This is a genomic window from Candidatus Pristimantibacillus lignocellulolyticus (assembly GCA_023639215.1).
GTDB lineage: Bacteria > Bacillota > Bacilli > Paenibacillales > Paenibacillaceae > Pristimantibacillus > Pristimantibacillus lignocellulolyticus.
Genome location: CP097899.1, coordinates 1044699 through 1068243, shown reverse-complemented (window position 1 = coordinate 1068243; position 23545 = coordinate 1044699). Strand labels below are relative to the sequence as shown.

Annotated in this window: 17 protein-coding genes, 1 pseudogene and 1 riboswitch; of the genes and pseudogenes, 12 read left to right on the top strand and 6 right to left on the bottom strand. The window is 38.7% G+C overall.

Annotated elements, in window-relative coordinates; all coding sequences use genetic code 11:
* Window positions 1–36 precede the first annotated feature (36 nt).
* Both NAG76_04290 and NAG76_04285 read left to right on the top strand, forming a co-directional pair.
* Entirely contained in the window at window positions 37–2346 is a 2310-nt protein-coding gene (locus NAG76_04290; protein URN95484.1) for an FtsX-like permease family protein, read from the top strand.
* A gap of 4 nt (window positions 2347–2350) precedes the next feature.
* Complete coding sequence (locus NAG76_04285; GenBank protein URN95483.1) at window positions 2351–3109, top strand: ABC transporter ATP-binding protein; 759 nt, start codon at window positions 2351–2353, stop codon at window positions 3107–3109.
* A 298-nt stretch (window positions 3110–3407) separates the two neighbouring features.
* Here the strand turns inward: NAG76_04285 and NAG76_04280 are convergent, their stop codons facing one another.
* Window positions 3408–3764: a collagen-like protein gene (locus tag NAG76_04280; protein ID URN95482.1), complete on the bottom strand. Its 357-nt coding sequence runs from the start codon at window positions 3762–3764 to the stop codon at window positions 3408–3410.
* Between the two features lie 228 nt (window positions 3765–3992).
* On the opposite strand from NAG76_04280, the gene NAG76_04275 reads away from it, so the two are divergent.
* The 10 genes and pseudogenes from NAG76_04275 (at window position 3993) to NAG76_04230 (ending at window position 19185) form a co-directional block, all read left to right on the top strand.
* A complete protein-coding gene (locus tag NAG76_04275) occupies window positions 3993–4712 on the top strand; it encodes an ABC transporter ATP-binding protein (GenBank protein ID URN95481.1) in 720 nt (239 codons plus the stop codon).
* The gene (locus NAG76_04270; protein URN95480.1) at window positions 4709–5443 is read left to right on the top strand and encodes an ABC transporter permease; all 735 of its coding nucleotides are present in this window, start codon (window positions 4709–4711) and stop codon (window positions 5441–5443) included. Before NAG76_04275 ends, NAG76_04270 begins: the two co-directional genes overlap by 4 nt.
* Window positions 5444–5452: 9 nt before the next feature.
* Window positions 5453–6190: a MerR family transcriptional regulator gene (locus tag NAG76_04265; protein URN95479.1), complete on the top strand. Its 738-nt coding sequence runs from the start codon at window positions 5453–5455 to the stop codon at window positions 6188–6190.
* Window positions 6191–6416: 226 nt separating this feature from the next.
* Entirely contained in the window at window positions 6417–8801 is a 2385-nt protein-coding gene (locus NAG76_04260; GenBank protein ID URN95478.1) for a polyprenyl synthetase family protein, read from the top strand.
* A 241-nt stretch (window positions 8802–9042) separates the two neighbouring features.
* Window positions 9043–9183: pseudogene (locus tag NAG76_04255) on the top strand (EamA family transporter).
* A 329-nt stretch (window positions 9184–9512) separates the two neighbouring features.
* Entirely contained in the window at window positions 9513–10601 is a 1089-nt protein-coding gene (locus tag NAG76_04250) for a beta-lactamase family protein (GenBank protein URN95477.1), read from the top strand.
* 116 nt (window positions 10602–10717) lie between these two features.
* A riboswitch (cobalamin riboswitch) is annotated at window positions 10718–10902 on the top strand.
* A gap of 149 nt (window positions 10903–11051) precedes the next feature.
* Window positions 11052–16871, top strand: coding sequence for a DUF4430 domain-containing protein (locus tag NAG76_04245; GenBank protein URN95476.1), 5820 nt, complete (start codon window positions 11052–11054; stop codon window positions 16869–16871).
* A 167-nt stretch (window positions 16872–17038) separates the two neighbouring features.
* Window positions 17039–17815, top strand: coding sequence for a hypothetical protein (locus tag NAG76_04240; GenBank protein URN95475.1), 777 nt, complete (start codon window positions 17039–17041; stop codon window positions 17813–17815).
* Window positions 17816–18032: 217 nt separating this feature from the next.
* Window positions 18033–18362, top strand: coding sequence for a hypothetical protein (locus NAG76_04235; protein URN95474.1), 330 nt, complete (start codon window positions 18033–18035; stop codon window positions 18360–18362).
* Window positions 18363–18543: 181 nt separating this feature from the next.
* Complete coding sequence (locus NAG76_04230; protein ID URN95473.1) at window positions 18544–19185, top strand: 2OG-Fe(II) oxygenase; 642 nt, start codon at window positions 18544–18546, stop codon at window positions 19183–19185.
* A 110-nt stretch (window positions 19186–19295) separates the two neighbouring features.
* Here the strand turns inward: NAG76_04230 and NAG76_04225 are convergent, their stop codons facing one another.
* The 5 genes from NAG76_04225 to NAG76_04205 all read right to left on the bottom strand — a co-directional run bounded on the left by NAG76_04225 (window position 19296) and on the right by NAG76_04205 (window position 23509).
* Complete coding sequence (locus tag NAG76_04225) at window positions 19296–20036, bottom strand: hypothetical protein (protein URN95472.1); 741 nt, start codon at window positions 20034–20036, stop codon at window positions 19296–19298.
* A gap of 430 nt (window positions 20037–20466) precedes the next feature.
* The gene (locus tag NAG76_04220; GenBank protein URN95471.1) at window positions 20467–20832 is read right to left on the bottom strand and encodes a GntR family transcriptional regulator; all 366 of its coding nucleotides are present in this window, start codon (window positions 20830–20832) and stop codon (window positions 20467–20469) included.
* Entirely contained in the window at window positions 20832–21485 is a 654-nt protein-coding gene (locus NAG76_04215; protein ID URN95470.1) for an ABC-2 transporter permease, read from the bottom strand. Before NAG76_04215 ends, NAG76_04220 begins: the two co-directional genes overlap by 1 nt.
* Window positions 21478–22332 carry an ABC transporter ATP-binding protein gene (locus NAG76_04210; GenBank protein URN95469.1) on the bottom strand — a complete coding sequence of 285 codons (855 nt, stop codon included), beginning with the start codon at window positions 22330–22332 and terminating at the stop codon, window positions 21478–21480. The genes NAG76_04215 and NAG76_04210 overlap by 8 nt, the downstream gene beginning before the upstream one ends.
* Window positions 22333–22591: 259 nt before the next feature.
* Entirely contained in the window at window positions 22592–23509 is a 918-nt protein-coding gene (locus NAG76_04205) for a LysR family transcriptional regulator (protein URN95468.1), read from the bottom strand.
* Between the last annotated feature and the right edge of the window lie 36 nt (window positions 23510–23545).

Below are 23545 nucleotides of genomic sequence, written 5' to 3'. Positions count from 1 at the left end.
GTGGCAACTAATCATTCGTGAAAACAGAGGTGACTTATGTTTTACAGAATAATCCGCAATGACATCTTAAAGAGCAAAGCCATTACACTTACCACAATGATATTTGTCGCTGCCTCAGCAATGCTTGTTTCACTCGCGGCCATACTGATCGTTAATCTTTCTGGCGCGCTGGATACATTAATGACTCAAGCGAAAACTCCACATTTTATGCAAATGCATTCGGGTGAGATTAATACTTCGCGACTTACTGCTTTTGCGGAACAAAACAGCAACGTCGATGAATTTCAAGTCGTACAATTTCTGAACATTGACGGTACTCGGATAATAATGGGCGATAATTCACTTGCAAATAGCGTTCAGGACAATGGTTTAAGCGTACAGAGCGAAAAATTCGATTATCTTCTTGATTTGGATGGCAACGTCATTAACGTATCTAACGGCGAGATTTATGTTCCGGTAAGTTATATGAAAGATAACAGTGCAAAGATCGGTGACAAGGCTGTAATAAGCGGTAAAGAATTTATCGTTGCGGGATTTCTCCGTGATTCAACAATGAATTCTTCACTTGCTGCCTCAAAGAGATTTCTTGTAAGCAGCAATGATTATGCGGAGATAAAAAATGTTGGAATTGAAGAGTATTTGATCGAGTTCAGATTAAAGGATATGTCGGCATTAGGCGCATTTGAAACCGCATATGCCTCCGCAGGACTTGAAATGAACGGGCCAACGGTTACATATTCGCTTTTTAGAATGATGAATGCAATTTCCGACGGTATGATGATTGGGATTATCCTTCTCGTAAGTCTGCTTGTCGTTTCCATTGCGTTTATGTGCTTACGCTTTACGCTCCTTGCTAAAATTGAAGACGATTATCGTGAAATTGGTGTTATGAAAGCCATAGGGCTGCGTGTCTCCGATATTAAAAAGGTTTATTTAGCGAAATACGCGGCAATTGCTGCAGCAGGTTCTATTGTCGGTTATGCTCTTTCTTTTGTATTTAAAGATATGCTTCTTAAAAATATACGGCTTTATATGGGAGTAAGTGAAAATTTATCTTTTGCTAATGTATTAGGAATTATCGGTATATTGCTAGTTTTCCTTGCCATTATTGCCTATGTTAACGGAGTACTGAAACGCTTTAAGAAAATTTCAGCCGCAGAAGCCATACGATTTGGCACTTCTCAGGATAATAACACGGGTGCTAAGCGTTTTACCTTAAGCAGAAACAAGCAATTTAACACGAATATTTTTCTAGGTATTAAAGATGTTCTCTCAAGGAAAAAACTTTACGCCACAATGCTAGCTGTGCTTGTAATTTCGTCATTTATCTTGATTGTTCCGCAGAACTTGTACAACACGATTTCCTCAAAAAGCTTCATTAGTTATATGGGGATTGGAAACTACGACCTGCGCATACAGTTGTCAGGCAATATCGATAATATCTATGAAATCGAACAGACCGTGAAAAGCGATCAAGAGATTTCAAAGGTTGCTGTCCTTACAACAAAAACATTCAAGGCAATAACGGGTGTGGGGACAGAGGAAAATATTAAAATTGAACTCGGCGACCATTCTATATTTCCTATCGAATATTCTGAGGGTAAAGCACCAACCGTAGACGATCAAATTGCGCTTTCGACTATATACGCCGATGAGATGAGCAAAAAGGTCGGCGATGTCATTACGCTAGTGATTGATGAAATGGAGAAAGATCTAACGGTAAGCGGAATCTATTCTGATATTACCAATGGCGGAAAAACTGCCAAGGCCACATTCACCGACCATTCAGAGGTCATTATGTGGAGCATTGTCAGCGCTGAACTTTTGGATAAATCACTCGTTGACGCGAAGGTAGCGGAATATACAGACAAGTTTGATGATGCAAAAATATCAGACATTGATGAATTTGTTACACAAACTCTTGGCTCGACAATAAGCTCCGTCGAAATGGCTTCCTACGTAGCGGTTATCGTTGCACTAGTTATAACGGTACTAGTCACATTGTTATTTATGAAAATGCTTGTGGCAAAGGACAGATATTCTATTGCAGTAATGAAAGCATTCGGTTTTACAAACTCGGATATAAAGGCGCAGTATGTTTCTCGAACTGTATTCGTTCTCATTGTCGGAATTGTTCTTGGCACACTTCTGGCAAACACTCTCGGAGAGATGCTTGCGGGATTGGCTATTTCATCATTTGGAGCGTCGATTTTTAATTTTGCAGTAAATCCCATTTCGGCGTATTTGCTTAGTCCGCTAATGATGATTTGCGCGGTTCTTATCGCAACAATGCTTGGAACATCGGGCGCGGGTCAAATAAAAATATCCGAAAATATAAAGGAGTAGACATATGAAGAAGATTATTATCGGTGATCATATTGTAAAGTCTTTCGGCGAGGGCGATGAACAGCATAAAATTCTTGATGAAGTGTCCGTAGAAATACACGAGGGTGAATTCGTTGCAGTTATGGGACCTTCTGGATCGGGAAAATCGACTTTAATGTTTATGTTGAGTGGAATGGACAAAGTTGACGCAGGGAAGGTCGTTTTTGACAGTCAGGAATTCTCAGAGGTCTCTGAGAATGAGCTTTCAGATATACGTAGAACAAAAATGGGATTTGTTTTTCAACAGCCGACCATGCTGAAAAATTTGAATATCCTTGATAATATAATTCTTCCGTCAATGCGCGACAACAGAAAAAACGTCATAAAAATTTCGGAGAAGGCAAGAGAGCTTATGAAAAAAGTGGACATTTCGGAGCTTGAAAATCGAGATATTACACAAGTTTCGGGAGGTCAGCTTCAACGTGCGGGAATATGCCGCTCGCTTATGAACAGTCCAAAAATTATTTTTGGTGATGAGCCGACGGGTGCACTTAACTCAAAATCTGCGGATATGATTATGGATATATTTTCTGAAATTAACGCGGAGGGTACTGCGGTTATGCTTGTAACTCACGATGCAAAGGTTGCAGCGCGGACAGAGCGCATTATGTTTATGCGTGACGGAAAAATCGTAAGCGAACTGAACCTTCCAAAGTTTGACGGTACAAATATGGATGGCAGGGTCGAGAAGGTTACGGTGAAAATGTTGGAGATAGGGATATGATTAGTTAAGACAACTATATGCGTAGAATCTAGAGTGGCGTAGTCTTCGGACAGGGGTTCAGTTCCCCTCGCCTCCACGATAATAAGCCCGAACGAATGAGGTCAGTTTTTCTTTGTTACAAAAAGTATGGAAGATGCATTTCAATCCAAGCTTAGACAAGTAACTTTTTTCTGTACGATTAATTCAGAAAGAAAGTGTGTAAGGATGAAGAGAGATTATTTGCGAAAAAGTTGGTTGTAAACAAACATGAAAAAGCGCTCCATCCCTAGTGGAATGGAGCGCTTTTTCTCAAGCTCATTTAGAAACATGTAAATGATTGAATCGACTGCAAACTCAATCCAGTATACATCCAAAACCTACCGTTCCACTGAAAACCCGCGACCGAGTTGCGACCCACAAAAACTGGGTAAAACCAGAATTGATTTCTATTCTCGAGCCATACGTACGTATTCCGAAATAAACAACGAACAATCGCTCCAGGGTCGACAGCAAATGGAGAAACCGCTGGTTGCTGAGGGATGAATCCCGGAGGGGGTGAACTAGGAGGCCCCATTTGACTAGGCTGTCCTGAGGGCGGACCCGGTTGTCCTGGAAATCCTGGGAATCCCGGAAATCCCGGAAATCCTGGGGGGCCTGGAGGTGGTGAGAATGGCATGATCTTGTCACTCCTTAATTGATGGGCTAAAACATTGTATGTATGAGCGGAGATATGTGAGTGGGCATATTCTATATTTTCTTTACACCTTTATACTAACTGCCAACTTAAATTCTACATATTTGGAACAGGCGATTATCATTCATGTCATTCAAACCCTCCATTAAGCCACCACCCTATAGTTCATTTGTTATAGTTACGTCCTAAGATTAATTTAGGAGGTAAAGCATGGTATTGAAGGTCAGAAATTTATCGGTTATATACGGTCAGAAAACGGCGGTCGATCGGATTAGTTTTCAAGTGAAGCCTGGGCAAGTATTAGGATTACTAGGCGCCAATGGAGCAGGGAAATCTTCAACAATTGCTGCAGTGCTAGGTATTGAAAAAAGCACTCATGATGAGCTGATCATTATTGATAAATCACCAGTGCGTAATCGGAAGGAGGTATTTGAACAAGTAGGGGTGCAGTTTCAAGAAACTAATTTCCAAGATAAATTAACTGTTTCTGAAGCGTGTGAACAGTGGCAGTCACTTTATAGAAAAACGGCGGACTTATCGGTTTTACTACAAACCTTTGGGCTGGAAGGTAAGGAAAAGCAACTTATAAAATTGCTCTCTGGTGGAGAGCGACAGCGACTAGCTGTACTGCTTGCCCTAATTGCTGAACCGAAGCTTGTGTTTCTAGATGAACTGACGACAGGGCTCGATACTAAAGCTCGTCGTATGTTGTGGAAACAGCTCTTAACCATGAAAGGAAATGGTTTAGCGATTATTTTAACATCACATTACATGGATGAGGTTGAAGCGTTATGTAATGAGATATTAATTCTGCGTGAAGGTCAAACCGTCTTTCATGGCACAATCCAGGAAGCTTTAATCGCTAGTGGGAAAACAACGCTTGAAGACGCATATTTACTTTTCTCAGGTGAGGGGGAACAATGGGGATGAGTACAATGGTTGCACTTTTGAAAATAGAAGGTAAGCTAGTATGGAAAGGTATTGATATATTAATATTCGGGATATGTTTTCCGATTATTTTGGCAGCCCTGTTTGGCTACTTGCTTAGTAAAGATGCATCGGCAGGTTCTTCAAACTTTGAATTATCTTATGCGGCTGTTATAACTATTGGCGTACTTGCAACGGGGGTAATGGGTTTACCATTAACCATTGCTGATTATCGACACCGAGGCATTCTGAAACGATTCCAAGTGACGCCAGTATCGCCTTTACAGATATTATTTGCGCAAGGTCTAATTCAGCTTTCTTCTGCCCTTGTTTCATTTATAGGTGTTACATTGGTGTATTATTTACTTTTTGATTATCGATTAGCAGGCTCCTGGTTTATGTTTTTGATTGTATATGCTTTTGTTATATTAGCTATGTATAGTATCGGTATTTTCATAGGTAGTGTCGTACCGAATCAAAAAGCAGCGAATATGTGGAGTTCTATCGCTTACTTTACGATGTTGTTGTTCTCAGGTGCGACGATACCATATGAAGTGATGCCGCGCTTCGTTCAATGGGTAATGGATATACTACCATTGGCACATGGTATTCATTTATTAAAAATGGTGACTACAGGTGGAGCCACGGCAGGAATGGCAATTCCCCTGTTGATACTAGCTGTTTGTACTGTTATTAGTTTGGTTGGGGCGTTCAAATTCTTTAAATGGAAGTAGGGTAGCGGGATGTACAAAACGAAAGAAATCGCAGCATTAGTTGGTGTGCATCCCAATACGGTACGGATTTATGAAGACTGGACATACATCTCATCTGTCCCAAGAGGCGATAATGGCTACCGCATGTATTCAGACTTGCATCTATTTCAACTAAAAATAGCTAGAGTCGCTTTTCGTTGTGAAATTGTTCAAGGACTCATTCGGGCAAAGGCAAGAGCTATTGTAGAAGCTAGCGGCAAAGAGGATTTTGCTCGAGCACTGGAATATGCACAATCTTATCTGTTACATTTAGAAAAAGAATATGATCGGGCATTAGAGGCAATTGAGCTTTCGGAGCAGTGGATGTATGGATTAGAATATGAATCTATTCAAACCTATACACGAAATGAGGCTGCTCGGCTACTGGACCTCTCACCTGAAGTTATAAGAAATTGGGAACGGAATGGCTTGATAACAGTCCCTAGACTTTCAAATGGATCGCGCTCATATACAGAGAATGAAATAAATCGCTTAAAAATTATTCGTACGCTAAGGGCAGCACATTATTCAATGAGTGCCATACTTCGGTTGATGAATAAAGCAGAGATGATGAGAGCAACTGATTTAGATATTAAGAAAGTACTCGAAACACCTGAAGATCATGAAGATATGATTTCGGTGACAGATCGATTAACCTATTCTTTAGAGCAAGCCATTGTGTCAGCGAAGGAGCTTATATTTTTATTGAGAGAAAAGGACATCTTGTAGGTGTCCTTTTTATATGTTCTTTTTCATATATATGGACAGTAATATCAATTCAGTAAAAAGTACTCTGGCTGATAAATAAAAGAAGAAATTATTCGCAACCTTAAAAATCCTATTCCGTATTTAAGATACGAAATGAATCGGACGAATCCCTAATAGTTATGGAGAAACGACATCTATCAAATAAGAATTTTCATATAACAACTATAGAAGTTGAGGTATAAACTTTATGAATGAGGAATTAAGAGTTCATGCTGATACTTATTATCGGATGGCTGAGCAGAAGGCAGCCCAATACTTTGCATCGCTTTTCGAGCAAGTTAGAGAAAAGACGTATGTGCCTGCTTTATCTGACGATATTCAACTTTGGAAACGAGATCATATTCATCGTTGGTCATGGCTGTCTTTCTTGTCTCGGGGAAAGAGAACATCTGATGACGGGGGTTATCAACGACATATCCAGTGGTTAAATCATACGGGAAAATTAGATGATTATCTTGATCGAAGCGTGTCGTATATGTATATGAGAGATCTAGGAAAAGCGATGGAGTCACCCCAAACACAGGCTAGAATTCAGAGTGTAGCTGCTTACATCAAGCAACGTTTGATTCATTCTACCGATTCGAACCAAGATGACCAGCCAGAGTTTATTAGTTTGGCAGGCATATATCGGTGGGCCCAAAAGGAAGGTATTGAAACGGCTGTAATATGGGTGATCGGTAAGCTTAAGAATGTATCGGACCATATCCCAGAGCAATTGAACCCCGAGCACGCTCAGCGCAAGCTGATTAAGATCATTATTGGAGTGGTCCTGCATGCGTTTGAAGAATTGGTTGACGAACGATCGCCTGCGGAACGAGCTAAGAAACTTGACGAAGCCATTAGACTTGGTTATTCCTATGGTCTGACCTATCCATTCATTGACGATCTTCTGGATTCGCAGATCTTAACAGTTCAAGAGAAAGAACAATATTCCTATATCATCCGGGTCGCGCTTTTGACAGGTACGGTACCAGAATTAAGCGAGTGGAATGGGACTAACAAAGCAATGATTCAATTCATGCATGCCGAGCTGACAGAGGCTTTTGAATATATTAAAAGTCATCAGCTACCAGAGACTCAACAGCTGTTTTTCGAGCAGACTTACGTTTTCTTTCACTCACAGGAATCAGACCGTGCCAAGGTTCTATCTAATCCAACGTACACCAACGAAGAGCTGTATATTCCCGTCATCATAAAGTCGGCTTCTTCAAGGTTGATCGCTCGTTCGGTTCTAAGTGCTAGTGATGACGAGGGGTTTGAGAATCGGACCTTCTTTTATGGTATCTACAACCAACTTGCTGACGATTTTGCAGATATGTTTGATGATATGAGAGATGGCGCGGTAACTCCTTATACTTACTATTTAACTTACCATGATCAGCGTTCGGATCTTATTAATCCCTTTGAATTATACTGGGCCGTCATTTCCCATCTGATTCATAAAGTATATCACTCCGACAGAAAGGCACGAGAGGTGATCCTCGACCGTGCAATCAATGGTTTGAAACGTTGTAAAGCACGGATAGGCAATGAAAAGTACAACAGCATTATGGAGATATTTGCTTGCGGAAGCCCAGAATTCAAACGGCTCGTCCAGTATATGGTTCAACATGCGAGTGATGTAGATTTTTTGGATAAATTGCTTCGTGATCAACTAGTTACCGTTCTGAAAAACAACCGCAAGGAGAAAGAAGAGTTCATAGAGACTATCAAAATGGCACGTAAGCAAATCAACAACAACTTGTCAATTGTCAAGTCTGACGGGATGCCGCCGATGAAAGAGATACTGATTGATGCAGCAAATTACAGTCTCGAAGGGGATGGGAAACGTCTTCGTCCAATATTGACATGGGTTATGAGTGTACAAGATTATGGACTGCAAGCACAAGCAATCGCACCCTTACTGAGATCATTGGAATATATGCATACTGCATCTCTGATTTTCGATGATTTGCCAACCCAGGATAACGCGCCTACCCGCAGAGGGCGTCCAACGCTACATCAAGTACATAATAGTGCCACTGCAGAAATAACCGGTCTGTTACTGATGCAGAAGGCAATTCAGGAACAAGCATCACTCAAATCATTCGATGCTAAAACTGTGCTTGCCTTGATAAAATATTCAGCCCAAACTGCTGAGGACCTATGCATGGGACAGGTGATGGATTTGAACTCCAAAGGAAAGGTATTAACGCTCGAGCAATTGAATTCGATTTGCTTTTACAAAACCGGAATTGCATTTGAGGCTGCTCTAGTTATGCCAGCTATTCTCGCACAGATTGATGAGCAGGAAATCACTATTTTGAAAAAATTTGCTTATCATGCTGGTATCGCCTTTCAGATTAAAGATGATCTGCTAGATGTAGTAGGAGATGTTCAGTTACTAGGGAAACCTGTTGGCAAGGATATGGAAAATAATAGTTCTACTTTCGTAACGATCCTTGGTCAGGAAGGTGCTAGCAAACAAATGTGGGAACACTACTGTTTGGCCATGGAAGTGTTGAGTAAGAGGCAGCGTGACAACGTATTTCTTAAGCATTTACTGAACTATATGGTTCATCGGGACCGTTAGGTGTTTTGATTAAGTAATAATTTTTACGCGAATTGTGGTTTAGCTCAACTACGGGCGCCTCCACCAATACGATGGATTAGGATACCTTATAGGTATCCTTTTTTTGTTCATTATTCCCATATTAAGTGCGGTGCATGAATAAAGCATTAAGGGTACCTTTCGATGGGTGGTCTATTTTTTTGTTTTAAAGAGCGTTTATGGGACAGGTTAAATAGCAGCAATTATTGAAAGGTGATTAATAATGTTAAAAGCTTATAGATGGCTCACTTTATGTGTAGTCATATGGGGTAGTAATTTTGTTTTTGGAAAGATTTTAGTCCAGGACTTCTCCCCTAGTCTGTTAACATCGCTAAGACTTTTATTTATTGTATTATTTTTAATTGGCGTAACATCGTATAAAAAGCATTTCAAGCGAGTATACTAGGGGCTTTGTTTATTCTATCAGGAGTTATGTTATCTACTTATCAACGGAAAATGCGAGTTAAACAATCAGCTGGCTGATTATGTAGTAGATTAAAATACCATCCGCATGAGGATGGTATTTTTGTGTTGCTAAAATTGCAGACAAACCTAGTCATAAGAACGGAAAAAAGATAATAAATATGTATGTATAAATTGAATTATTGAAAATTTGAGTGTAATGGTAAATAAGAGATAATTAAAAAGTAATATGATCTCATTGGATAAAAATACAGTTAAGGGGATTTTTGAATGGATAGTCAAAATAAATCATCTCACAGGATTAGAGTGAGTTTTTACGGTTTTTTAATTCTATTAATTTTAATCATTGAACTGACCATATTCATCAAAAGAGACGACCAAATCACATTAGATTATACAGATTTTCAGAATAGTGTAGACAAGTATTTAGAGGGCAAAGAATTTAACGGGGCTGTGCTTATTGCTCAAAGAGGCAACATTATTGTCAATAAAGGATATGGGATGGCGGATTTAGAACAAAGCATCCCCAATAATTCGGATACGGTATTTAGAGTCGGTTCCTTTACTAAGCAATTTACAGCAATGGCGATATTGCTTTTGCAGGAAGAAGGATTACTAAATGTACAAGATCCTATAAGTAAATACATAAATGGATATCCAGATGGTGATGCAATGACGATTGCACACTTACTTACCCACACCTCTGGCACGCCACAAAATCAAGAAGTGGTCACATCAAGTGGTGATATTGAGGAGATTATTGAGCAAAACAAAAAGAAGCCGCTAGACTTCAAGCCAGGTGATCAATTCGCATACAGTAATACTGGCTACGGTATTCTGGGATATATTATAGAACAAGTTTCACAAATGACTTATGAGCAATATTTGCAAAAGAATATATTTGATAAGGTAGGTATGAGTTCTAGTGGTATAGAGCACAAAGAATACAAAGTATTCGAAAATCGTGCTTGGGGATACACGAAGTTCGAGCAAGGGAATACAAAAAAAGAGCCTTTTTTCCTGAATTATAACAGTGCAGCAGGGTTATATACGAATACTCATGATTTATTTTTGTGGGATCAGATGCTTTATAAAGATGATGTATTTTCAAAGGAATTAATAGAAAGCATGTATACTGACTACGGCAAAGGATATGGTTATGGCTGGTTCATTAATAAGGATAACCAGCAGAGAACAATTTATGAACACTCGGGTATTGTCTATGGGATAGTGTCAAATATCGTTAGATATCCAGAAGAACAAGCGCTCATTATAGTTATTCGGAATGTGGTGCCACCGAAATTGCATGATGACAAAGTCCAGACAGATTTGGCAAAAATGCTTTTCGAACTTGAGTAATTAACGATTGCACTCCCTCCATAAATGGGGTATTCTTCAATAAGCGACCAATTAGTATTTTTTGAGTTTCATTCCAATTAGTAGATTCTAGCAAGTCTACATATTCAACTACAACTTCATACACTTAAGTAAATGGTGCTGTTTTTACACAGCTTAAAATGGAAGATCAGTGCAAATCTGACGCGGTCCCGCCACTGTAACGCTGAGTATGCTAACGTGTTTCCACTGTATGATATACGGGAAGGAGTTAGTTATACGATGAAGCTAAGCCAGGATACATGCCATTTACTTTTTCTACGATTTCACGAGGATGAAAGGAGAGATGTTTAACTGTGCATTTATATGGGCATTCGCATGTCCTTATGTCCGTGTGTCAAACACCTTTCACAATAACTAGTGAGAGGTGTTTTTTTGTTGTACAAAAATAAATTAAGATTTAGGAGATGGAACATGTTACTGCAAAAAACAGGTAAGAAATTAATGGCATTATGCTTAACATTATTAATGATATTTTCATTACTGGGCCCCACAACTGCGATGGCAGCAGCGGGTATTTCAGAGGCAGCAGGGATCAAGGGATATGTAACAGTATCGGTTGAGAAGTTCACATTGGGACAAGGCTATATCGTTGAGCCGGTTCGTGTACCTTTCCAAGAAGGAGACAATGTAGCAGCAGTTATTTCTGAACTTTTAGGAGAAAACCGCTACAAACATGGAGGCAGCATAGAGAGCAGTTTCTATTTGTCTAGCATATACGACCCGGGCGCAGGTGCAGTTAATATTCCAGCCTACATCTTACAAGCCATTGGAGGAGTAGGGCATATCGGCGATCGGAAAGACGCGGATTGGTTAGGTGAATTTGATTATACCCAAATGTCGGGATGGATGTTCGCTGTCAACAATTCCTTCCCAAATGTCGGAGCTTCGGATACCCCTGTTGAAAACGGTGATGTCGTTCGTTGGCAATATACCATTTATGGGTTGGGAGAAGACGTAGGAAGTAAAGGTGAGCTTTTTGACCTTGCCAACAAGGATGCATTAACTGAAAAAGTAGCAGAGATTAACAGCTCCATCGATAAAATAGAAATACTTGCCGATGATACTGTACGACTTGCTTATGATAACGCATATGATGCGCTAACGGATATGGAAAGCAGTCAGTATGTCGTTGACACTGCACTAGGAGAATTAGTTGAAGCACTGGATGAGAGTAATGAACTGGATACGGCTGAATTGGTTGCATCTATAGAAGCTGCAGAGCTAAATAAAGCTTCTGTTAAAGTAAGTATAGATGGATACGATGTAGGCCCAACAGATTATTGGGTTGTCGAAGATGAGCTTAACGCATTGGTCGAAGTAATTGTATCGGCTCAGCAGTTAGTTGCAGATTCGAATGCCTCACAAGAAGAAGTTGATGCAAAAGTATTGGCACTTGATCAAGCTCAAACGTCCTTCAATAATGCTAAGAAACAAGGGCTAATAGGAGAAGTAATTCAACCTACATTTAATATTACATTTACAGTAGCTCCTAAAGCGACGCAATTAGAGCTTTATAATTCTAAAGATCAACTCGTTGATATTGGTGCAGGGGAAGCGGGAACTTATAAAGTATATAAAGCTACTTTGCCTGTCGGTGACTATCGCTACAAAGGAATTGACGCTAGTGGAAACAATGTTGGCGAAGGGAAGCTAACGGTAACGTCGGATCAGGATCAGAAGTTTGAATTCCGTCAATTAAACCTAAAAGCTAGCAATTCTGGATGGAACGCTGATGTTGATTATACAGTAAGGATCGGTCAGAACAGCCCAAGTGACACATCTCTAACTTTAGGAACGAAGACTTCAGCGAGTCAATATCCGGCACTCGTTCTTACAGGAAATACATATTTTTATTCTTTTGAGCCAAGTGAAGCGCGTGTAATCGAAGGTTATATTACACTTAGCAACAGCGTCACGGTTACTTTATCGACGCAAGCACAATCGGTTACTGGAGCAATTCCTTTATCTCGAATGATTACATTTACGGTACCTGAGGAAGCTACTTTGTTCGTAGGTCGTAAAATCAAACATTTTGTTTCGTTTGAAAAAGTTGAACCTACGGAAACGACGATTCAGGACGGTAAGCGAGTATCTCGCTATAAGTTGATGAACGGTCAGCAATATAACTACCGGGTAAGTCAAGAAGGTAAGCTTACAAACACCGGGATATTTAATGCGACTGAAGCGAATGCAGCAATGGAGATTACGGAACAACAATTAGATGTTCTTCCACCCAATTCGATTCTAAACCGAGGAACCTACCTGGAAGGGAATATCTATCTCAATATTAATGAACAAAATCATTTGAAGCTTTCAGAGCCAGGTGATGAGTTCAAGTTATTAAGTTTGCGGAGTTGGCAGGCTTTAACTGAAGGTATTGGTAACTACTTCTTTGAACCTGATTTTCATTATGAAATTATTTCTGGTCAGGACGTCATTGCAATTGCTGAGGGGGAACCTGGCAGCTATTCAACGATTCTTGCGAAAGACAACGGAACAGCAATTGTTAAAGTAACTTATGATGCTCTTAAAGTAAATGGGTCGAATTATATTAGTGAAGCAAACAATGCATTTAGCTCAATATGGCCGGAAAATGTCGGTTTGTTTGTTGTCACGGTTGGTCAAGACGAGACAACTATTACTACCGGAATTGAAAGCAATAAAGAACGTAATCAAAAGGCCAATGAAGGCAAGACGGGCAATCAAGTGATGAACCTTCAAAATGGCGCTTTCGATGCGGATATAGATAGCGTGTACTATGTGGATACGGAGCCGGGTGCTACTTATACGTTTACCCCTTCTGCAGGTAGTGAAGTTAGTGTTCTTCGTCCTGACATCAATCATGCGGCTGGAACGGTATCCTATGGAGACGGCACATTCTCTGCAGACGATGTGACTCCCCATCCTGACGGATCGTTCAGTGTGCTACTAAAGGAAGGGCGCAACATTGTTAAGATCGAAAGAGACGGTCAGGCAGAATATCAGGTGATGACGGCAAGACCGCTCAATGTGACGATAGAAAACTTAACTCGACCACAAGAAGAAGTTGGCCCGGGAGATCGAGTCAAAGTTGTATTTCAAGGTTTATCGTTCCCTGCCAACAAACTATCTGGTATATACAATTTTAATGCACAGCTTAACTTTTTTGCGGGATCAAATCGTACACTAATTACCAATACTGCTAAACAATATAATATTACGACACAGGGCAATAGCGTGGAATTCACAGTGCCTCAAGATCTGGAAGGCGGTTATAGCCTTAATGATGGGCATCTTAAATTAGGCTTCTTCGGTAGTCCTATTGGCGATCATCGTAATATTGATCCTTTAGTAGGGGCTAATCCTAATTTCACTGCGTTGGGTAGAGAAGGATACTATAGTATTTTTCCGAAAATTGTAATTGTTAAGGAAGCGGATAAAGCTTCCCTACAGCTTGCCCTTGATGAGGCTCATGAACAACTGGGATCGGTTTCTGTAAGCACAGACGGAAGCGATGTACTTCAAAGCGACTATTGGGTGACGGGAGAAGTATACAGTCAATTATCACAACTTATTGAATCTGCCCAAGCAATAATAGCGGATGAAAATGCTAGTCAGAATAAAGTTGATGCCAAAGTACTTGCTCTAGACCAAGAACTAGAATTGTTTAACAATGTTAAACAATTAGGTTCGAAAAAAGCAGTTATCAATGTAAACGAACAATTGAATAAGCAGTTGGCTTATTTGATTAACAGCGTAAACAATCCTACATTCGGCACAGGCGGCGGGGAATGGAGTATTCTTGCTCTTGCTCGCGCGCAATATGAGGTACCGGAAGGTTATTACACCACTTATTACAATAATGTGGTTCGTGAAGTAGAAAAATTAATGCCAGCAGGAAAGTTACATTCTGCTAAAGGCACGGAGCACTCCAGACTGATCTTAGGCCTAACGGCTATCGGCAAAGACATCACTAACGTAGCGGGATATGATATTAGCGCAGCGTTAGCTGATTTTAATTACGTTACCAAGCAAGGAATTAATGGGCCGATCTTTGCGCTACTTGCGCTCGATAGCCATCAATATGATATTCCCGTGCAAAATGGGGTTACAAATGCAACAACACGAGACAAGCTAATTGACTTTATTATTAAAAAGGAAGTTGCCGGCGGAGGTTGGTCCTTGTATGGTGCTGCCGATCCGGATATTACGGGAATGGCACTTCAAGCTTTAGCTCCTTATTACGGGGAGCAGGAAGAGGTTAAAGCTGCTGTAGATCGTGCAGTTGTTTGGCTTTCTTCGGTTCAGAATGGGGCTGGTGGTTACACGAGTGCTGGTGCAGAAAATGTCCAAAGTGTCGCCCAAGTCATCGTTGCTTTAACTAGTCTCGGTATTGATCCGCATACCGATCATAGATTCAACAAGAACGGCCATTCCGCAGTTGACAATTTGCTGACTTATGCGGTACCGACTGGTGGATTTGTTCATCCGAAAGGCGGCAAAGTCGATGGGATGGCAACGGACCAAGGGACATATGCCCTTGTCGCTTATAGCCGTTATTTGAACGGAGAAACTAGTCTGTACGATATGACAGATGTTGTTATTGATGTGACAGAACCGGATGATACGATTAGTCTTCCAGACGACGGTCAGACTGTCGTTATTCCGAATGATGGCAATGACTATACGATACGCGTGAAAGAATCGGATCGCGAGAAACAGGTGTCCATCGAACTGCCTGATTCTGCACAATCTAGAACATTTATTGAATTGCCAGCCAATGTGGCGTTGCCAAACCTGAGTATCTCAAGAGGAGGCATCACTGCGGAATTCCCTCAAGGGATTACAATGAATAGTGGGTCGAAAGAAACACTAGGTCTGATTAATTTCATTAATAAAAATGATACGGCACTTAATACGAGCCTGATTGGTTTAATTGGTTCAAATCAACAACTAGATGAAATTCACGAATACTTTACAATGGGTGGAGATCGTTCGATTCACTTCGTCAAAGGTTTTGTGCAGATCACCTTTGCAGGCATGAAAGGCAAGGAAGCTGCGTTTATTCAAAATGGTCAACTTACCCCAATTCAAAAGTTTGCTAGCGACAAGGAAGGATTGGCGAGCGGAAAACATGAATATGCGTATGAAAGTGGTAGTGATCTCATCGTTAAAACAGATCACTTTACAGACTTTGTCGTTTATTCGGTTAAGGACAATACCAATGGTGGAGGCAGTCCAGAACCTGCAAAAGGAACAATTCAATTGTCAATTGACAAGTTAACCATTAATAAAGGGTATGTATTGTCACCAACAACGGTTGAATTTACACCGGGCGAATCGGTCTGGGATGTTTTGAAGAGAGAGTTAGATAGTCGCGGTATAGCTTATGTAAACTCCTTCTCAGATAAATACAGCAGTGTTTATGTGGAGTCTATTGCTGGCGATGGAGAATTTGATCATGGCAGTGGTAGCGGTTGGATGTATAGTGTTAATAATGCTTGCCCGAATTACGGCGCGAGTTTGTATAAGCTGAAACAAGGTGACAAGGTAGAATGGCGCTATACGACCAATTTAGGTAAAGATCTGGGTAATAATTGTAGCCCGGGAGGGGAAGATGGTCCGGGTACGGGAGGAATTAATCCAGGTGACGGAGGAAGCGAGCCAGGTACGAACGAACCTGAGCAGGAACAAAAGGTTCTAGCAGACTACTATACGGATAGTGCGAACGTATCTTCCTGGGCTTATGATCTCATTTTGGAAGCAACAAAGAAAGGGTTTGTTCAAGGGAATAATGGCAAACTAAGTCCAAAAGATGAGATTACTAGAGCCGAGTTTACCAAGTTGCTTGTCGAAGCCTTTAACATTCAAGTAGATAAAGAGGCTGTTAATTCATTCCGTGATATTAAAGCTACGGATTGGTTCTATCCATACGTTAACGCCGCGTATGAAGCTGGAATTGTGACAGGGTACCAGGGTCAATTTCTACCGAATGACACGATTACAAGAGAAGAAATGGCGGTTATGATTGCAAGAGCAATGAAGCGGGAGCTTGTACAATCAATCGTTAGCTATCAAGACCGTGACCAAATTGCGTCATGGGCACAGGGACAGGTTGCTGATATGTCCGCGTTAAACATTATGACTGGTTACAATAATCAATTTAATCCGAAGGCAATTGCAACTAGAGAAATGGCTATTGTTATAGTAATGAGAGCGTATCAATATAATGAGAGTCAAAGCGTGAAGTAGAAAGAACAAAACCTCGACCATGCGGTCGAGGTTTTGTTGTGTAATTGTATACGACCGACTTAGTTGAACATTAGGAGGGAACTGCAAAGAGATAACCAATCTCCGGCTGGGACATAATTTGACAGATATTGTATAGCCATTTATTATTGGAAACTGGAGGGATTTGTATGTTATTTCTAACTATACTATGCATTAATATAATGTTAGGCATGTTTGTACCATTTGTTCTCGTCTATGCTTTAATTGTCAAGCCAATCCAACATAAGAGGTGGTATCCGGAACCTCTACCCCACAAGAAAAAGAAAGAGAAGGAAAGTCTAAAATCGATAGTAAGTAATATCGTTATAGCTATTTTCATTTTTGGTGTGATGTTAGGTCTTATTATTCTAACTTGGTCGTTTGCAATGCCTCACTGGAAGGACGTACCAGCCGTTGTCTTCAAGCAATATGAAGAGAAAACAGATACAGTTACTGATATCGCATATGACTGGGAGAGGAATTCGAGAAAATCGTGGGGGTTTGACTATGTAAAGCTCGATGGTGAACAATTCGCATTTGAGGGCTTAAAGCTAGATTCTATCCACATCGGCGATAAGGTTACGGTCCACTACTTAAAGTATTCTAATTACCTTATGCAAATTACCGATCAGGAAGGTAATGCGATTAAGCATACCTTCTCATTTCTAACCTTTCTAATTGAGGGTCTTATCTATATTCTATTGACCGCAATATACTTTTATAGGAAAGCACGCTCTGGAGTCATTAATAAAGGATGGAGTAAAAGGAAAGTAATTGTTACGATTAGCTTTCATACGATAACTATCTTCTTACTAATCCTTTCCTGCTATTCCGATAGACCTCAAGCACTTGTAATCGTTCTGGTGATACATTTCGTGATGCATTATATTCAAGTGGAAGGCAGTATAAGATCGAAAATTGCGTAGCTGGAAAGTAATCAATAATATAGTCAGTTAGATCAAATGTTCTAAATTAATCTCCTAATAGTATGGTTGGCTTAAAGGATCAATGAATTGATGTGCTTAGAAAAATTTAGAACTAAATTTTATATAATAAATGTTGGTATATATGGTAAAAAGGTATATCCAAATCGTGACAAATTTGTTACAATAAATAGTATATATTACCTAGGGAGGTTTTAATTTGTCAGGTTCTAGAATTATGAAATGGGTAACAGGTGCATTGGAATTAGTTTTAGCAATACCTATTATCGGAGGCGCAATTGTTATTTCAAGTTATTATTCTGTATTAGGTGTAATGTTAATTTTACACATCGTAACATTGGTGCTTTCGGCTTCTAATAGAGAGCCAAAGTATGGTTCAATTCTCGGTATTATAACTTCACTTTTAGCTTGGATACCTATCTTAGGATGGATAATGCATCTTTTAACAGCAATTTTCCTTATGGTAACTGCTGCTCAAAAAAACAGAAATCAAAATCAAAATCAAAATGTTTCGCATTTCCAAGGTTAATTACTTACATAACATTAGCCTTAGCTCCGCTTCTATGTTCTATAGATGCGGAGCTTTTTTTCTAGAGATAACATTTCAAGTTGGAAACCAGTAAAATATTTTGATTATTCAGAAATTAATAGAGTATTATGTACCATTTTATGGTATTCTGATGAGTGTCATAATATGGGGGTGTATAACGATGATAGGGGATACAATTGAGAAAGAACAGACGATATTTGCTCATGTTGGAAATACAATTAAGACAGAAGATCGAGAAATACGAATTGTCGCCAAATACGAGGCACCTCTAATTGTTGTACTAGGAAATGTGCTTAGTTATGAGGAATGTGACGAGCTAATTACTCATTCTAGGGAACAATTACAAAGTTCTAAAATAGTTGGAAATCATGAAGTTAATCAAATTAGAACGAGTAGTGGGGTGTTCGTTGAGGAGAATGAGACGATTGTAAAAATCGAGAAAAGACTCTCTCAAATTATGAATATTCCTATCGAACATGGAGATGGCTTACAAGTTCTCCGATATACACCTAGTCAAGAATATCAACCTCATTATGATTTTTTCGCAGAAACGAGTCGAGCAAGTGATAACAATCGAATTAGTACACTAGTGATGTATTTGAATGATGTGGAGGAAGGCGGAGAAACGGCTTTTCCGATGCTGAATATATCAGTTTTTCCTAGTAAAGGGATGGCAGTCTACTTCGAATATTTTTACAATAATGATGAATTGAATAAATTAACTTTGCATGCAGGTACACCAGTGATTAGGGGCGAAAAGTGGGTTGCTACGATGTGGATGAGAAGGCAATCTTTTCGTTAGTTTGGGATATATGAGCAAAAACACCATCCGCATTAGGATGGTGTTTTTGCTTAGAAAATCTTATTCAAACGTATATTGTAGTTAGGTACCAAGAAAAAGTAGCTTTTTTATCATTCTGCTTCTGCCAATACTTTAATCTCATCCACAGTATACCCAGCATCGCTCAAAACTTTAACACGATTTTGTGCAATAATGTTAATAGATGCATTTACAAGTTTGATTTCTACTTGTGCTTCTGATAAATCACTTGTTTTACCGCTATCTAAATATTGCATTAACTTTTTTGCAGTAAGTTGAGACTTCAATGCCATATCTTTAATTGATCTTATGTACTCAGGTGCTATATCAGGTGTATCTTTAAAGGTTGCGACGTTTATACTAGCCTGAAAGGCCTCTACATCTTTACAATAATTATAAAAATCAAGTTTAGTTGCATTACCTTCAGCGTAAGACTCCATTGCCTCCATTAAGTTATTATGAGCATCCTTAACTTTGTTAAAAAATTCCCATACGATTTTATCCTGCTCACCAATGTTTGCTTTTGTTTCAGCAGCGGACGCAGAAGTAGTTGGGGTTGGGCTAGCATTAGGGTCTTGATTTTTAGAGTTATTATTTGCCACTAAGCCTACAATCATTGCTACTAAAGGAATGAGTATAATAAAAACGAGACAACCAATCCTTCTCTTTTTACCGGGCTTTATAATTAATTCTTGTTGCACTGGTCCCTCAAAATATTGTGGTATTTGAGATGGAGTGGGTGTTGTGGCGGTTGCATTCAATGGAAAAGCACAACTTTCACAGAAATTATTTGCGATAACGTTTTTAGTTCCGCATTTTTGACAAACTTTCATGAATAACCCTCCTGGAAAATACATTTAATAAAATATTATACAATTATCCATAAGTCTAGCATTTGAAGATGAAAATTACAATGTGAAATGCTATATAGTATTCGATATGCTTAAACCATAAATTCAGTTGAACAAAAGATATATATAGTGATAGCATTGTCCAGTTGAACTAGAAAAATTATCTAAACGGATATTTTTAATTATCTTAAAGTGACATCAAAACTCTGTTTACATTCTCAGAAACTTGTGTACTGTAGTCTTCGGACAGGATTACAACTCCTCTGTGACCAATAAAAAACACCAGCCTTATGAGGAGGGTGTTTTTTATTCTCTGTATAATAGCTTAGATATATATTGAGATGAGAATTGAATAGGCTTGAAGTAATAACATGTTATATATCCGATAGAAGGGTGGTAACCAAAACTTTTATCAATAAATCTTCTTCAATAACTCAATTACTTCTTCTATGGTAACGCCAAACGATTTATAATATGAAGCGCTCTCGACCATTTGCTTCAAGATCATTTCATTGCGTTTTTGAAGCATATCATCGGGTGAAAGTTCAGCTACGAAGCATCCTTTTCCCGTTACTGTATAGATAAGTCCAGAACGTTCAAGTTCTTCCCAAGCTTTTTTTACGGTGATGATACTAATCCCAAGTTCTATAGCTGCTTGTCGTATTGGTGGTAAACTATAGCCGGATTCTAACTCACCCTTTAGAATTTGAGAGCTAATTTGTTCGAAAAGTTGCTGGTAGATTGGTTTTTCAGATGTGTTGGAAAGTGCGATGTTCATTATATTTCTACTTTCTTAAATTGTTTAATAGAAATAGTATAAGCGATAATGGTAAATGTTGCGAATAATACAATTCCTGCAATTAGGATGGATATTTGTAATGGAATGTTCTCGGCACCACTACCCTTGAAAAGGTCAAACACTACATTACTTTGTATTGCCAACCATTCTGCCCCACCAGCAAATAGTATAGCTGCTGCAACAGATGTGAACGCTGCTGCGCCATACTTGTAAGCTGTCTTGTAATACATGGAGAAAAAGATAATGTTGAAGATTGCAAGCATGGCAAAACATAGTCCCCAAAAACCTAAAGTTGGTTCAAAGAAATAGTAGGTCAAATTAGGATATAAGCGAGTACTTATCATTCCGTAGATAACTGCAACAACGATATGCAATAATTCGAGAATGACTACGACACCTATCTTTGCTTTTACAATATTGTTTTTTGTAACAGGCAACATCATCGTGAACATCAAATCATTTTGTGATTTAAACACACCAAACATATTAGGAACCGTAATAAAACAAAAGTATAAGATGACAAGAAAGTATAACCAACTTGGAATGAGCATTAAGGCTCCAGTCAAAAAGGGTAATGCATAAAAAAAAGGACTTACTCCGAGTTTTAATTCTTTCATTAGTAAGTTATACATTCAAATCCTCCTTCATTGATACATAGATCATAATGTCCTCGAGATTAGGCAAAGTTGATTTAATATCGGAAGAAGGATCAAGATCTTTAGTATGAATCAATCCTGTAAAGCCAAATGAATTTGTTTTGTAGGATATTAATTGGTCTTTGACTTCAGAAAGTTGACTTTCTTTACCGTTTATCAAGCGATACGAGTTAATGAAATCTTCTTTTTCGCAGCTATTGATAATTTGTCCTTTGTGGATAAAGGTTATATAATCAGCACACTTTTCTAAATCTGATGTGATATGAGTTGAGAAGAGGATGCTAATATAACCCGGTTCTACTAACTCCTGAAAGATAGTTAATAGTTCACCTCTTGCAACTGGATCTAGCCCACTTGTTGGTTCATCTAATATGAGAATTTTAGCTCCGTGGGATAAAGCAAGAGCCAAACTATACTTTACTTTCATACCAGTCGATAACTGGACTATTTTTTTATTTTCATCCAAATTGAATCTTTTTATATAGCTGTAATAGGTTTCATCATCCCAATTCTTATAAAACTTCTTAATTACATTAGTTAATGTTTTGATTTTGCTGCGAGTATAAAAATCAATGCCGCCGAATGAGAAACCAATCTCTTGCTTCAACTCAATCTCATGCTTTATGGCATCTTTGCCTAAAATGCTAATTTCACCACTATCGATTTGAATTATATTCAGTATTGATTTAATCGTTGTTGTTTTCCCTGCACCGTTGGCTCCGATAAAGCCCATAATATAGCCCATTTCTAATTGCAAAGATACATCTTTCAATTGAAAACTATCATATTTCTTGTTCAGATGCTTAATATCTAAGGCTAACATATAACAACCTCCCTTAAAACTGTGTATACCGTATATACACAATATATCACCCGGAATTTATGCTGTCAACAATTGATTTGAAAACCATTTTTTATGAAGTGAATTGCTTATCGCCTTCACCTAGAAAAACACCATCCACATGTGGATGGTGTTTTGTGTTGTTTATAAAGATGATATCGTAGTAAATTACTAACTGAAATGATGATAGTAATTTTATAAGAGTGGAATGAAGTGATATCAATCGACGATTTGAAGTTAGTTAGATCATGCTACTATGTTTAATCAAAGTTTGGTTAATTCCCTCGATGTAAAGCTTCGCTTCGTTCGATAGTTTATAATCGTTCTTGCTCACCCAACCGAATCTGAAAGAAGAATCATAGAAATTGCCTAAACTGTAGGTTTTCATTTTACTTCTTGAAAATTCAGAGTTAAATAAGGTAGAAATATCGTGTCCAAGTGTAATAGCACCAAACTCAAATACAGCTTTATTTATTATATCTACATTCGTTGTTTTGAAGAAAACGTCTACCGGTCCATATTGTCTTTGGAAATTAGCAATGAAATCTTCTACATATTCATCTTTATATAATGCGAAAGTTTGCTGCTTCAAAAAGTCAGCAGTAATTTCATTATCGCAGCTAGGCATTTCTAATTGTTTTGAGGTAAAGATTAATAATTCCCCATTAATAATCGGTGTGAAGCTAAGTTCACTTAATGAATCAATGTTGGCTTTATTGATTGCTATAAAACCAATATCTGCGGCATCGTTTTTTATATCCCTTATTATTTTTGTGCTTGATTTTTCGTTTATCTCTAAATTTAAGCTTGATTTATTTTTTTTGAAGGAAGAGTACGTATCAATTAATGGGACGGTCAAACCTGGAATTGCTGCTATACGTAGCAAATCGTCTTTGTTATTATTTTGTTTGTAAGCTTCCTCTTTTATCTGATAGATGGCGTTTAAAGCATAAAGTGCTTTTTCGACAATCATATCACCCTCTTTTGTCGTCTTAGCCCCTGTTCTTGTACGGTCGAATATTTTCATATTTAGTTCAGATTCTAATCGTGTTATCGCTTGGCTCAATGCAGACTGGCTAATATTTAACGTTTTTGAAGCTTCAGCTAATGATTTTCTATTGGCAACTTCCACAATATACGTTAGTTGTTCGATGTTCATCTCATCACACCTTAAGTAAAAGTTAATACATCTTTA

Excerpts from the sequence above, each read along its gene's own strand:
- NAG76_04290 (URN95484.1), top strand. The coding sequence starts at position 37 with ATGTTTTACAGAATAATCCGCAATGACATCTTAAAGAGCAAAGCCATT.
- NAG76_04285 (URN95483.1), top strand. The coding sequence starts at position 2,351 with ATGAAGAAGATTATTATCGGTGATCATATTGTAAAGTCTTTCGGCGAG.
- NAG76_04280 (URN95482.1), bottom strand. The coding sequence starts at position 3,764 with ATGCCATTCTCACCACCTCCAGGCCCCCCAGGATTTCCGGGATTTCCG.
- NAG76_04275 (URN95481.1), top strand. The coding sequence starts at position 3,993 with ATGGTATTGAAGGTCAGAAATTTATCGGTTATATACGGTCAGAAAACG.
- NAG76_04270 (URN95480.1), top strand. The coding sequence starts at position 4,709 with ATGAGTACAATGGTTGCACTTTTGAAAATAGAAGGTAAGCTAGTATGG.
- NAG76_04265 (URN95479.1), top strand. The coding sequence starts at position 5,453 with ATGTACAAAACGAAAGAAATCGCAGCATTAGTTGGTGTGCATCCCAAT.
- NAG76_04260 (URN95478.1), top strand. The coding sequence starts at position 6,417 with ATGAATGAGGAATTAAGAGTTCATGCTGATACTTATTATCGGATGGCT.
- NAG76_04250 (URN95477.1), top strand. The coding sequence starts at position 9,513 with ATGGATAGTCAAAATAAATCATCTCACAGGATTAGAGTGAGTTTTTAC.
- NAG76_04245 (URN95476.1), top strand. The coding sequence starts at position 11,052 with ATGTTACTGCAAAAAACAGGTAAGAAATTAATGGCATTATGCTTAACA.
- NAG76_04240 (URN95475.1), top strand. The coding sequence starts at position 17,039 with ATGTTATTTCTAACTATACTATGCATTAATATAATGTTAGGCATGTTT.
- NAG76_04230 (URN95473.1), top strand. The coding sequence starts at position 18,544 with ATGATAGGGGATACAATTGAGAAAGAACAGACGATATTTGCTCATGTT.
- NAG76_04225 (URN95472.1), bottom strand. The coding sequence starts at position 20,036 with ATGAAAGTTTGTCAAAAATGCGGAACTAAAAACGTTATCGCAAATAAT.
- NAG76_04220 (URN95471.1), bottom strand. The coding sequence starts at position 20,832 with ATGAACATCGCACTTTCCAACACATCTGAAAAACCAATCTACCAGCAA.
- NAG76_04215 (URN95470.1), bottom strand. The coding sequence starts at position 21,485 with ATGTATAACTTACTAATGAAAGAATTAAAACTCGGAGTAAGTCCTTTT.
- NAG76_04210 (URN95469.1), bottom strand. The coding sequence starts at position 22,332 with ATGTTAGCCTTAGATATTAAGCATCTGAACAAGAAATATGATAGTTTT.
- NAG76_04205 (URN95468.1), bottom strand. The coding sequence starts at position 23,509 with ATGAACATCGAACAACTAACGTATATTGTGGAAGTTGCCAATAGAAAA.